The 12,141-nt window shown below is 42.2% G+C and carries 10 protein-coding genes and 1 tRNA gene; 7 read left to right on the top strand and 4 right to left on the bottom strand.

The annotated features are described in order from the left end of the window. Nucleotides 1–109: 109 nt before the first annotated feature. Nucleotides 110–736 (bottom strand): class I SAM-dependent methyltransferase, encoded by a 627-nt coding sequence (locus tag LT679_RS10240; protein WP_232177424.1) that lies wholly within the window; start codon nt 734–736, stop codon nt 110–112. 254 nt (nt 737–990) lie between these two features. On the opposite strand from LT679_RS10240, the gene LT679_RS10235 reads away from it, so the two are divergent. The 3 genes from LT679_RS10235 to LT679_RS10225 all read left to right on the top strand — a co-directional run bounded on the left by LT679_RS10235 (nt 991) and on the right by LT679_RS10225 (nt 5,351). Continuing rightward, nucleotides 991–3,366: a TonB-dependent receptor gene (locus tag LT679_RS10235; protein WP_232177422.1), complete on the top strand. Its 2,376-nt coding sequence runs from the start codon at nt 991–993 to the stop codon at nt 3,364–3,366. 23 nt (nt 3,367–3,389) lie between these two features. Beyond that, nucleotides 3,390–4,217 carry a DUF4249 domain-containing protein gene (locus LT679_RS10230; protein ID WP_232177420.1) on the top strand — a complete coding sequence of 276 codons (828 nt, stop codon included), beginning with the start codon at nt 3,390–3,392 and terminating at the stop codon, nt 4,215–4,217. Between the two features lie 195 nt (nt 4,218–4,412). Beyond that, the gene (locus LT679_RS10225) at nt 4,413–5,351 is read left to right on the top strand and encodes a hypothetical protein (RefSeq protein ID WP_232177418.1); all 939 of its coding nucleotides are present in this window, start codon (nt 4,413–4,415) and stop codon (nt 5,349–5,351) included. A 149-nt stretch (nt 5,352–5,500) separates the two neighbouring features. On the opposite strand, the gene LT679_RS10220 is transcribed toward LT679_RS10225, so the two are convergent. After that, a tRNA-Val gene (locus LT679_RS10220) sits at nt 5,501–5,575 on the bottom strand. 635 nt (nt 5,576–6,210) lie between these two features. On the opposite strand from LT679_RS10220, the gene LT679_RS10215 reads away from it, so the two are divergent. Further along, nucleotides 6,211–6,444 (top strand): hypothetical protein, encoded by a 234-nt coding sequence (locus LT679_RS10215; protein ID WP_232177416.1) that lies wholly within the window; start codon nt 6,211–6,213, stop codon nt 6,442–6,444. 40 nt (nt 6,445–6,484) lie between these two features. Here LT679_RS10215 and recO read toward each other — a convergent pair whose 3' ends face one another. Together recO and LT679_RS10205 are read right to left on the bottom strand one after the other, a co-directional pair. Continuing rightward, nucleotides 6,485–7,210 carry a DNA repair protein RecO gene (gene recO / locus LT679_RS10210; protein WP_232177414.1) on the bottom strand — a complete coding sequence of 242 codons (726 nt, stop codon included), beginning with the start codon at nt 7,208–7,210 and terminating at the stop codon, nt 6,485–6,487. Next, on the bottom strand, nt 7,200–7,568 hold the full coding sequence (locus tag LT679_RS10205) for a diacylglycerol kinase family protein (RefSeq protein WP_232177412.1): 369 nt from the start codon (nt 7,566–7,568) through the stop codon (nt 7,200–7,202). The genes recO and LT679_RS10205 overlap by 11 nt, the downstream gene beginning before the upstream one ends. A gap of 104 nt (nt 7,569–7,672) precedes the next feature. Between LT679_RS10205 and ileS the strand changes: the two genes are divergently transcribed. Genes ileS through LT679_RS10190 form a run of 3 tightly spaced genes read left to right on the top strand, consistent with a single transcriptional unit; the run spans nt 7,673 to nt 12,065 of the window. Next, nucleotides 7,673–11,074 carry an isoleucine--tRNA ligase gene (ileS, locus tag LT679_RS10200; protein ID WP_232177409.1) on the top strand — a complete coding sequence of 1,134 codons (3,402 nt, stop codon included), beginning with the start codon at nt 7,673–7,675 and terminating at the stop codon, nt 11,072–11,074. After that, complete coding sequence (locus tag LT679_RS10195) at nt 11,074–11,460, top strand: TraR/DksA family transcriptional regulator (protein WP_232177408.1); 387 nt, start codon at nt 11,074–11,076, stop codon at nt 11,458–11,460. Before ileS ends, LT679_RS10195 begins: the two co-directional genes overlap by 1 nt. Then, nucleotides 11,460–12,065: a lipoprotein signal peptidase gene (locus LT679_RS10190; protein ID WP_232177407.1), complete on the top strand. Its 606-nt coding sequence runs from the start codon at nt 11,460–11,462 to the stop codon at nt 12,063–12,065. Before LT679_RS10195 ends, LT679_RS10190 begins: the two co-directional genes overlap by 1 nt. Nucleotides 12,066–12,141 lie beyond the last annotated feature (76 nt).

Below are 12,141 nucleotides of genomic sequence, written 5' to 3'. Positions count from 1 at the left end.
TACCGCATTATCTGTCAAAGAAAGGGGTTCAGTTTTGTACCCCTTTTTTTTTAATAAGGCCAGTAATGCAACAACAGACTTTTAGCGAGTATTTGTCAATTATAAACGATCACTTTTTGCAGACGATATACCAAAAACGCTGCGTCGGTTTATTTCCCAAATTCTCTTTCGGTTCGGTAATTTCTCTGGCTTCGATTAAGCCGTAATCGCCAAAATCAGCTTGTATCGATTCCGGATCGTAGAAATACAAAGTGACACCATAACTCTTCCTGATCGTGTCCTTGTCTACTATTTCACCTTCCCGATATCTGGGGTCATTTTTAGAGATAGTGATGAAAACCATATAGCCATTGGTTTCAAGTTGTTGATAACATTCGGCTATCAGCTTTGACCGTTCTGCCGGGCCTAACAAATGTATAAGAGAATAGCAGAATACGCCATTATACAATTCCTGGTCAAAAGGCATGGAACCGACCGGCCCATGGTGGATTTTGACGCTCTCTCCGAAATGATTTTTAGCTAAATCAATTGCTGTTTCAGAAATTTCAATTCCTGTAACGTTAAATCCATTGTCATAGAAGGGTTTAGCATTTCTACCGTAACCGAAACCGGGTATCAGTATTTTATTTAACCCGTTTCGCTTAAATAATTCAACTGTTTCAGCTACAGAATCAGCCGGTTCCCATCCCCACATTTCCTGTTTGTCCTGAAAACTTTTTTCCCAAAATTCTGCCATAGTGATGCTATGCCTCCAATCTTATATTTCCAAAGCTTCACATTTAAATCTATTGTATCAAGAGGCAATAATCAGGCGCATTTCATTTTTACTATGCTGGTCTTTTTCGCCAAAGCCTTCATGCGCGTTTATTTTTCTATATCTAAAAGCTGCTTTAATATATAAAGAAACAGGTTTGGTATATATAAAAATACGGGGTTCTGTAATAAGATAGTTTAGCCGAAAACATAGCATTTAACTCTAAACTTTTTTAAATGAAAAGCAGAATCCTACCCGCGCTGGCACTCCTCTTTGCCTCGGTGCTTCAGGCCTATTCCCAGGGGAAGGTTACCCTCAGCGGCACAATCACTAACAGATTAAACACTGAAACACTCATCGGCGTGAGTATTTACATCCCTGAAGCGAAAGTTGGTTTAACAACCAATTCCTACGGGTTTTACTCCACCACCTTGCCCAAAGGTACTTACACCCTGGTCATCACCTACGTGGGGTATGATCGCCTGGAAGAAACTGTCACGCTTAACGAAAACACCAAACGGAACTTTGGTATGACGGAAAGCAGCCGCACGCTGGATGAAGTTACCGTCAGAACAAATACGCCGCAGGCCAGCATCCGCAAACCGGAAATGAGTACCAACAAACTCTCTATCGCCACCATTAAAAAAATGCCGGCAGTTTTGGGTGAGGTGGATGTGCTTAAATCGATCCTGCAGCTTCCCGGGGTTACCAATGCCCAGGAAGGGGCAACGGGATTCAATGTAAGGGGTGGATCCGTAGATGGCAACCTGGTATTGTTGGATGAAGCCACTGTATATAATACCTCACACTTATTCGGTTTCTTCTCCGTCTTTAACGCGGATGTGATCAAGGATCTGAAACTTTACAAAGGGGGCATACCGGCCAACTTCGGCGGCAGGGTTTCATCCGTACTCGATATTTATCAAAAAGAAGGCAATAACGAGGAGTTTCATGTTAACGGCGGGATTGGACTGGTTTCCAGTCGCTTGCTGGTTGAGGGGCCGCTCGCCAAGGGTAAAAGTTCTTTTGTAGTTGCCGGAAGAAGTTCATACGCGCATCTTTTTCTAAAGTTGGCGAATGAATCCAGCTCAGCCTACTTCTATGACCTGAACACCAAGTTCAACTACAAATTCAGTGATCGGAATAATGTATTTGTTTCGGGATACTTTGGCAACGATAACCTGAACTTTAACAACAGTTTTATTAACACGTACGGCAACAAACTGGTTAATTTAAGGTGGAATCACATCTTCTCCAGCAAGATATTCTCCAACGCGTCAGCAATCTACAGTGATTACGACTATCGGATCAAGATCAAGGTTATTGGCCTTGACTGGAAAGCAAATGTGAAGAACTATAACCTGAAATATGATTTTAAACACTACGTTTCTAATAACCTGACTTTAAACTATGGTCTGAATGCCATTTACTATGATTTCAACCCGGGAACGATCAAGCCGTACGGAGCCACCTCCGCCATCAACCCGGATCAGATAGCTAAGAAATATGCCTATGAAAGCGCAGCCTATATCAGTGCCGACCAGCGCTTATCCGATAAGCTATCCCTGAATTATGGCCTTCGGTACAGCAACTTTCAGCGGGTAGGCGCGCAGGAAGTCTATACATATGCCAATGACCGGCCGCTTCTTTACAACAGGGAATTGAATATCTATGAAGAGGCAGAACCAACGGGAACGATCAACTATAAGAAAAATCAGAAAATTGCAAGTTTTGACAACCTGGAGCCAAGGTTAGCTATTGCTTACGCATTAAACAATGATAATTCGGTTAAGGCGAGTTATAACAGGATGAGCCAGTATGTACACTTGATCTCTAACACCGCCTCGGCCACACCACTTGATATTTGGGCCCCTTCTGACAAATATCTTAAACCGGAGATATCGGATCAGGTAGCACTGGGATACTTTCACAACTTTAAAGACGATAAATACTCCTTAGAAGCGGAAACCTTCTACAAAAAGACCAAGAACAAATCAGATTATATAGACGGTGCTGATCTGTTGGGTATCGACGCGGTAGAACGAGTGCTATTGAATGGTGAAGCAAGGGCATACGGCCTGGAAATGATGCTAAAGAAAAACACAGGCAAGCTGACGGGTTGGGTATCCTACACACTTTCCAGGGCGCAGCAAAGAACGCCAGGCAGAACAGCCGATGAGCCAGGCATTAACAACGGGGAATGGTACAGGGCGAACTACGACAAGATGCATAACCTGTCTGTAACCGGCGCTTATACCGTAAGTCCAAAATGGTCTTTTGGAGCCATTCTTACCTACCAAAGCGGAAAAGCGGCAACCTTTCCTAATGGAAAATACCTGTACCAGGGCGTTACCGTGGCCAGTTATGGTGTGAGAAACGGGGATTCCTTATCACCCTACCATCGCCTGGATGTATCGGCCACTTATACGCCTAAACCTGACAAGAAAAAAGGCTGGCAGGGCGAATGGAATTTCAGCATATACAATCTCTACAACAGAAACAATGCGGCATCGTACTCATTCCGCCAAAATGAAGAAACGGGAAGGAACGAGACAAAAAGGATATCCATTTTCGGTATCGTGCCGAGCGTAACCTATAACGTAAAGTTTTAATATCACTATTTATTCTAATCAAAATGAAAATCAAATTAATTAAAATAATACAAATCCTATTCGCTTCATTAATCCTGACGGGATGCGAAAAAGTTATTAAAGAGGATCTTAAAACAGCGCCACCAAGGTTGGTAGTGGATGCTTCTATCGATTGGGTGAAAAATACATCCGGCAACGAGCAGAAGATTGTGCTGACCACCACCACAGGGTATTACAGCTCCGAATTTCCTGGCGTTGCAGGCGCTGTGGTAACGGTAACCAATTCGGCAAATAGTGTTTTTAATTTTGTTGAGAAGCCGGGAACAGGGGAGTACATTTGCAATAACTTTTTACCTGTTATCGGTGAGATTTACAATTTGAAGATTGTTTTGAACGGCCAGACCTACACGGCCTCAGAAACCTTCATGCCTGTTCCGAAAATTGAAGACAACATTGAACAGAACGACAAAGGTGGTGAGGTTGGTGATGAAGTCGAGATCACCTTTTATTACCAGGACGATGCCAGCCAAAAGAATGCTTATCTGAGCAGCGTTACCCAACCGCACACCGTATTCCCGGAATTGGAAGTTGAAGATGACGAATTCACCAATGGTAACTTAAATTCGGAATCCTATTCGCACGAGAAATTAAAGGCCAGAGACAAGGTGGACATCAAACTGTACGGCATTTCCAAAAGCTATTACAATTATATGTTCAAGCTGATCGTAGCTTCTGGTAATGATGGTAACCCTTTCCCGACCATACCCAGCGCCGTTCGCGGAAATATCATTAACCAAACCAACCGTGATAATTACGCCTTCGGTTATTTCAGGCTGACAGAAGTAGCCACGAAGAGCTACACCATTAAGTAAGAGTAGGAGGGGTGAGTGGAATTTGGGATCGAAGGTAACGTCATGACCTATTCCGCTCGCCAAATTTGGGGTCGGGTTCAGCAATTTAACAATGTGCTGTTTGCCTTGTCATCATAGTATTTCCTTTCATGTAGCAGTCGTTTACAATGTGCAATATTTGTATATTTAATCCGCATAATCTGTTACAGGATGCTAATGAGATTTAACTATAATCTTCGTATTGCAGCGTTGTTGCCGTTAGTACTTATAACGTTATTAGGGTGCTTTTCTTCCTGCGCTACGCGTAAAGGCAATTCAAAGATCGCCGCATTAAAAAATGATTACTGTGCCCCGGCTATAAAATACCAGCAGGATGACTCTTTAAGCTTGGAAGATGGTCGTTTGGCAGATCCTTCGATTCGTGCAAAGTTGAATATGCACGACCTTAAGATGGCATCGCATCTTGGGCTTAATAAAATACTTGTGAGTTATCTAAATAGCTCGTCTTCTGTAGACAGACTTGCTGCCAAACAGCAATTGATTGAAAAAATATTACTGTTTAATACGCAGATAGAAGCCATTGTTGCCGAATTAGACTGTAATGGCGAGCGGTATGAGCAATTAGCAAGGTATCTTGATGGTAAGAATGGCCACACCACAAGTCGCTTAACGGTCGCCTCAATTATCACGGCCGCAGCTGTTTCTGTTTCTACGGCATTAATAAAGAATGATAATGTAAATAAAGGTATCAACATTGGCGGTGGATTAGCTGGTGCCGGATTAGGTTTTATGTTACTTAATCCAAAGGGTAAAAAAATCAAATTACAAAGTGGAAAAGGCTTGCTAACAAACGTATGGAATGAGAACAATACCGATACATCATTTCCACCAGCTTTATGGCGCATTATGATGGATAAAACTTTTAGCAACAGCGGCGAATCATCATTGTTGCAAACATTAAAAAGGAGATGGGTGCTATTTGTTTTCAATGGAAAAGTTGACAGCACAGACGAAGTTCGCTTTTTTAATTCAGGCGGTTATTTCTCTGAGCAGGATGTGCAACATTTGGCCGATATGCATAATCAACTACAGGCAAGTGTACGATCTGTTCAGCAAGATACTCGTGGTTTGATCGAAGCCATTAACCGTTTGTAATAGAAGTTGATTACTCAAAAAGTGTTAGCTTAACTGTTGTTGGCCTAATCATGGCTAACATTGTACAAAAGTGATAAACAGATAAAAGTTTTTTACAAAACTTCATCAATAAAAAAAGCCCTTCAGAGTGTTTCTGAAGGGCTTTTTAGTGGGAGCAACAGGATTCGAACCTGTGACCCTCTGCTTGTAAGGCAGATGCTCTGAACCAGCTGAGCTATGCTCCCTTTAACTTGGTTGGCTTTTAGTAGCGTTCCTTTGTTTTGGGACTGCAAACATAGGGTGTTTTTTTATTTTTTCAAAAATATTTTTTGAAAAAATATTTAATCGTTGATAGCCAGCTGATTATTTTTTTAAAGCCTAACTTTCTGTTCAAGGTTGCCGGAATCAAATGTTTATAACAGATATAAATCGCTTGGTTATGGTAAGGAATGTGGAAAAGCACTTCAATGTGGAAAATTACGCTATCCTCTCTTTTTTTTAAATTTTCGTAATAAATAAGCAGAAAAATGGATTTTTGTTGCGAAATATTAATTTTTTAACGTTTTAAGATGTCGTTTAAATAATTTTAATCTGAAAACGCCTTATTTATCGGTGTTTTATATTAAATATGTGTTAAAAAAGGAATAAAAATTAGTTTTTTTAAATTTCTAAAATGTATATTTGATCCGTATAATTTATCGTCCTAACACAAAACGTTCTTTATGGTAAATTTTATGAGGTCAGTTAATATATGAAAGAGAAAGTTGCTGCTTTCTCTTTTTTTATATCCAATCAGGTTTGATGTTTAAACATTTATATTTAAATTATTTGCTTAAACATATCTGCTATTTCAGGCGTTAACAGTAAAAAACCAATAGTTATGACTGATATCACACCAGCCGAAAAAGACGGCAGATACCATTTTACGATTTCTTACTCTGAGCGTGAGCTATCTTGCGAGGTAGAGAAAGAACAGGATATATTACGCGTTACTATCGACAAAACGTTACATTCTGATCTCAAAATTAATAAAGATGGTTCGGTTGAGCAGGTGCAAGGGGCGCCAATACCCGCTTCAACCATTGAATACATCAAAAAGAGAGTGCTGGGTTAATTGCCTTGCAGGGTTGATTTTCGGGTTTATTCCCCGGAAATCAACTTAATACTTCTTCCAGTATCTCGTTCGATTTAACGTTGCCGAAACCTTCAACATGCAACGCATAATACTCCAGTATCTTATCTATCAGATAGCGTCGTTCCGAGTTGTCAATCTTTAGTTGCTCGGGTTTAGCAATGTTGGTTCGCAGCAGGGCGGCAAAGTTTTGTGTGTGCGGGGCGGACAGGTATAGTATACTTTCAGGCTTCCAGTTGGAAAACACTCCGTTCTTCATGTCAAAATATGCTGAGTTGTCTGCATTGGCCCTGTCCGGGTAAAAGCCCAGGTATCGCGTAAGCTGCACCAGAAAAAGCAGATGGAAATTAGCGAGGCCCTTTGCTTGGTGATCCAACCATTCAATAGCGTTAAATATGAAATCGAACAATTGCTCATCCGGCGATTGCTGTTTTACGGCTTTATACAGCACCTCGTTCAAAAAAATAGCAATACAGCTTTTAATAACATTGTAAGGGATAGTCTGCAAAACCGGCGTAGCTTTCAGTTCTGATATACGCTGTACTGCACCGTTGTTTTTATGATATACAACCATGTCAACCAAATGCAATGGCTGCAGCATGTTGCGGGGTATTTTAGCTTTAGGCTTTTTTACCCCATTTATGATGTAGGATTGCAGGCCAAACTTCTCCGTAAAAATCTGCACAATTACGCTGCTTTCGCTGTAATCAGTCGTCCTGAAAATAATACCCCGGGTTTTATGCAGCATGGTTTACTAACAAAAGCAGTTTGGGCAAAAATACAACAGCCGCGGTAATCACAGCAAATACAGCGGCAATAACCACGCATCCCGCGCTAATATCTTTTACGTGCCCGGCTTTGTTATTGTACCCGGGCGATGTCAGGTCGGTAAGCAATTCAACGGCCGTATTCAGCATTTCGGTAATAGTTACCAGCGTTATAGCCAAAGCTATCCATAGCCATTCGCTGGCGTTGATGCCCAACAGTAGGCCCGATGCAACAGCTATAATGGTAGCGGCGCTGTGTATCCTGAAATTCAGTTGAGTAGTATAAGCATAACTTATCCCCTTAAAAGCGTAACCAAAGCTGCGTATAACCTTTTTCATGTAAAAACGAACTACTTAATAGCTATTTAACCTGTAATGTATAACTTTCTAAACTAAAAAATCCGTATTTTTGCAACCTCTAAAAATTGAGGTAGAACACATTGATGTACAACGAATATAAACAGTTAAACTTATCCGAAACAGGTAAACAGATATTGGCGTTTTGGAAAGAGAACAACATATTTGAAAAAAGTATCAGCAGCCGCCCTGCAGATAATCCGTATACTTTTTATGAAGGCCCGCCATCGGCCAACGGTATGCCCGGCATTCACCACGTAATGGCGCGTTCAATCAAAGATATTTTTTGCCGTTACAAAACCCTGAAAGGCTACCGTGTAGAGCGTAAAGGTGGTTGGGATACCCATGGTTTACCTATTGAACTGGCAGTTGAAAAATCACTGGGCATTACTAAAGACGATATTGGTAAAAGCATATCAGTTGAGGATTATAACGAGGCCTGCCGCAAGGAGGTAATGCGTTATACTGACATCTGGAATGACCTTACCTTAAAAATGGGTTACTGGGTAGATCTGGATGATCCGTACATCACGTATAAAAACGAGTACATCGAATCATTGTGGTGGATACTAAAACAGCTTTATAACAAGGGCTGGTTGTATAAAGGTTACACCGTACAGCCTTATTCACCAAAATCAGGCACAGGCTTAAGCTCGCACGAGCTAAATCAGCCGGGTACCTACAAAATGGTGAAAGATACCACCATCACCGCCCAGTTTTTTCTGAAGAATGACCAGCAGCATCCGCTGATGCCGTTGTTGTTCAGTAAGCCGGGTGAGGAAACAGCTATTTTAGCCTGGACAACTACGCCGTGGACGCTTCCATCAAACTGCGCGCTGGCTGTAGGTGAGGATATAGAATATGTAAAGATTGCCACTTTAAACCCATATACATTTAAGCCTGTAAGCGTAGTACTGGCGAAGGCTTTGGTAGGCAAATATTTTAAAACGGAAGGTGAAAACGTATCGTTTGACGCTTATAAAGAAGGAGACAAGGTTATTCCGTGGAGCCTGGAAACTTCGTTCAAAGGTTCTGATCTTATTGGCTTGCGCTATCACCAGTTGATGCCGTATGTAACCAATACTGACCTGGAGCAGAACGCTTTCCGCGTTATCCCGGCTGACTTTGTAACTACCGGTGATGGTACCGGTATTGTGCACACAGCATCTGTATTTGGTGCGGATGACTTTAGGGCCTGTAAAGAGAACAACGTGCCATCAGTAATGGTGCTGGATGAAACAGGCAAAGAAGTGCCTTTGGTAAACAAGCAAGGCCGCTTTGTTGACGAAGTAACCGACTTTGCCGGCCGATATGTGAAAGAAGAATATTACAGTAAGGAAGAGCGCGAAGAAGCCGGTTTTAAGCCGACCGACGTGCTTATTTCTATTAAGCTTAAAGAGGATAACAAGGCTTTTAACGTACAAAAATACGAGCACAGCTACCCGCACTCATGGCGTACGGATGAACCGATTTTGTATTACCCGCTCGATAGCTGGTTTATCAAAACCACCGCGGTTAAGGATAAACTGGTTAGCCTGAACAAAACCATCAACTGGAAACCTGAATCTACTGGTACAGGGCGTTTTGGTAACTGGCTGGAAAACCTGGTAGACTGGAACCTTTCGCGCTCACGTTACTGGGGCACCCCGCTGCCTATATGGCGCGAGGAGAACGGCAGCGAAGAAAAATGCATCGGCTCAATTGAAGAGCTGAACCAGGAGATTGAGAAGTCTATTGCAGCAGGGCACATGCCGCAAGGCTTTAAGCTTGATGATATGCACCGCCCATATGTTGATGATGTGGTATTAACTTCATCAACCGGTAATAAAATGCTGCGCGAGCCTGACCTGATCGATGTTTGGTTTGACTCAGGCGCCATGCCTTATGCACAATGGCATTTCCCGTTTGAAAATGCTGATCAATTTAAAAACGCTTACCCGGCTGATTTTATAGCCGAAGGTGTTGACCAAACCCGTGGCTGGTTCTTTACCCTGCATGCCATAGCGGTAATGCTGAGCGAAAGCAGCGACGAGATCAAAGGCATAAACGAGGCGGTTGGTAATGCCGGTATCGCGTTTAAAAACGTGGTATCAAACGGTTTGGTGCTGGATAAGAACGGCAACAAAATGTCAAAGCGTTTAGGTAACGCTACCGATCCTTTCGAAACCATTGAAAAATACAGCGCCGATGCTACCCGCTGGTACATGATCAGTAATGCATCGCCTTGGGATAACCTGAAGTTTAACATTGATGGCCTGGATGAGGTACGCCGTAAATTTTTTGGTACTTTATATAACACTTATTCATTCTTCGCGCTTTACGCCAATATTGATAAGTTTACTTACAGTGAACCTGAAATTGCCTTAAACGAAAGGCCGGAGATTGACCGCTGGATCATATCGTTATTAAACACCTTAACCAAAGAGGTTGATGAGTTTTATGCTGATTTTGAGCCAACCCGTGCTACACGCGCCATTCAGGATTTTGTTGACGCGCACTTTAGCAACTGGTACATCCGTTTAAGCCGCAGGCGTTTCTGGAAATCAGAAAATTCTGAGGACAAATTATCAGCTTATCAAACGCTTTACACGTGCCTGGTAACTATAGCCAAACTTATATCGCCGGTGGCACCGTTTTTTGCCGAACGTTTATACAACGATTTGAATAAGGTAACCGGTAAAGAGCAGTTTGAATCTGTACACCTGGCTTACTTCCCGGAGTACCATGCCGACCTGGTAAACAAGGAGCTGGAAGAACGTATGCAGTTAGCGCAGGATATATCATCACTGGTATTATCGCTGCGTAAAAAAAGCAGCATAAACGTGCGCCAGCCGTTAAGCAAAATATTGCTGCCTATACTCGACAGGAACTTTGAGCATCAGGTAGAGCAGGTTAAAGAGCTGATACTTTCTGAAACGAATATCAAAAATATTGAATATATTACGGACGCAGCCGGGTTTATTAAAAAGAAGATAAAACCTAACTTTAAAGCATTAGGCCCTAAAGCAGGTAAGAGCATGAAAGCCGTTGCCGATGCTATTGTTAACCTGGATCAGCAGGCTTTGGCGAAATTTGAGCAGGAAGGCAAAACAACTTTCGAGATCGATGGTTCGGTTTTCGAGATAGCAATAGCCGATGTTGAGATCATAGCTGAAGACGTACCGGGATGGCAGGTTGCAAATTTAGGCAAACTAACCGTTGCTTTAGATGTTACAGTGACTGACGAACTGAAGAAGGAAGGTATATCGCGCGAGCTGATAAACCGTATCCAGAACCTCCGCAAGAGCAAGGATTTTGAAGTGACCGATAAAATTAACGTGCGCATCAAGACTGACAGTACCGCAATTATCGATGCCGTGAACGCTAACATAGCGTACATAAAGGCCGAGATACTTGCTGATACCATTGAGTTTAACAATGAGCTTAGCGAAGGTGAGTTAACAAATATTGACGAAAACGAATTATTGATTTCTTTAAGTAAAATATAATGGCAAACGAAACCACAAAGACCAGATATTCTGACGCAGAACTACAAGAGTTCAAAGACATCATTTTAGAAAAAATGCGTACCGCTAAAGAAGAGCTTAACGCCCTTGCTTCATCATTAAGCTCGCCAAACGCTAACGGTACTGACGATACTGCAGGTACTTACAAAACCTTAGAGGATGGCTCAGCTACTTTAGAGAAGGAGCAGATAAACCAGCTTGCTGCAAGGCAGAAAAAGTTTATTGAGCAGCTTGACGCTGCACTGGTACGTATTGAAAATAAAACTTATGGTGTTTGCCGCGAAACCGGCAAGCTTATTCAGAAAGAGCGTTTACGCGCTGTGCCGCATACAACGCTTAGCATGGAGGCTAAACTTCGACAGAATTAATGAAGGCATCGTACGTTAAACCTTTCCTTGTAGCCACGTTAGTGGTATTGGCCGACCAGGCGATCAAGATCTGGGTGAAGACCCATATGTATCTTGATGAAAGGATTCATTTTTTAGGCGACCGTGGTATGCTGCGCTTTATCGAAAATAACGGTATGGCGTTTGGCATGGAGCTTGGCGGAGAATTAGGCAAGCTAACCTTAACCCTGTTTCGCATAGTGGCTGTGATAGCCATCGGGTTTGGCCTTGTGCATTTAATAAAGCACAAGTATCATCGCGGACTAATAATGAACGTAGCCTTAATTTTAGCCGGTGCACTGGGTAATATTATTGACTGTGTTTTTTACGGTAAAATTTTTGATTACGCGCCATGGTTTCACGGCAGGGTGGTTGATATGTTTTACTTCCCGCTAATCAGGGGTACTTATCCGCAATGGTTTCCGTTTTGGGGTGGTACCGAATTTGAGTTCTTTAGTCCGATATTTAACCTGGCCGACGCCGCAATATCAGTAGGTGTGATTATGATACTGTTATTCCAGAAACGTTATTTTAAACAGGAAACGCCCGAACCGGTGAGCACTAACAGCGAAGTGGTTGAGGAGTAAAAATAATAATATTATATAAACAGCACAGGCCTTGTCGAAAAACAAGGCCTGTGCTGTTTATAATGGTTTAAGATAA

This window comes from Mucilaginibacter roseus, from assembly GCF_021215455.1.
Lineage (GTDB): Bacteria > Bacteroidota > Bacteroidia > Sphingobacteriales > Sphingobacteriaceae > Mucilaginibacter > Mucilaginibacter roseus.
The sequence above is the reverse complement of the archived record's forward strand: the minus strand, read 5'-3'. Positions and strand labels throughout refer to the sequence as shown.

Excerpts from the sequence above, each read along its gene's own strand:
- LT679_RS10240 (WP_232177424.1), bottom strand. The coding sequence starts at position 736 with ATGGCAGAATTTTGGGAAAAAAGTTTTCAGGACAAACAGGAAATGTGG.
- LT679_RS10235 (WP_232177422.1), top strand. The coding sequence starts at position 991 with ATGAAAAGCAGAATCCTACCCGCGCTGGCACTCCTCTTTGCCTCGGTG.
- LT679_RS10230 (WP_232177420.1), top strand. The coding sequence starts at position 3,390 with ATGAAAATCAAATTAATTAAAATAATACAAATCCTATTCGCTTCATTA.
- LT679_RS10225 (WP_232177418.1), top strand. The coding sequence starts at position 4,413 with ATGAGATTTAACTATAATCTTCGTATTGCAGCGTTGTTGCCGTTAGTA.
- LT679_RS10215 (WP_232177416.1), top strand. The coding sequence starts at position 6,211 with ATGACTGATATCACACCAGCCGAAAAAGACGGCAGATACCATTTTACG.
- recO (WP_232177414.1), bottom strand. The coding sequence starts at position 7,210 with ATGCTGCATAAAACCCGGGGTATTATTTTCAGGACGACTGATTACAGC.
- LT679_RS10205 (WP_232177412.1), bottom strand. The coding sequence starts at position 7,568 with ATGAAAAAGGTTATACGCAGCTTTGGTTACGCTTTTAAGGGGATAAGT.
- ileS (WP_232177409.1), top strand. The coding sequence starts at position 7,673 with ATGTACAACGAATATAAACAGTTAAACTTATCCGAAACAGGTAAACAG.
- LT679_RS10195 (WP_232177408.1), top strand. The coding sequence starts at position 11,074 with ATGGCAAACGAAACCACAAAGACCAGATATTCTGACGCAGAACTACAA.
- LT679_RS10190 (WP_232177407.1), top strand. The coding sequence starts at position 11,460 with ATGAAGGCATCGTACGTTAAACCTTTCCTTGTAGCCACGTTAGTGGTA.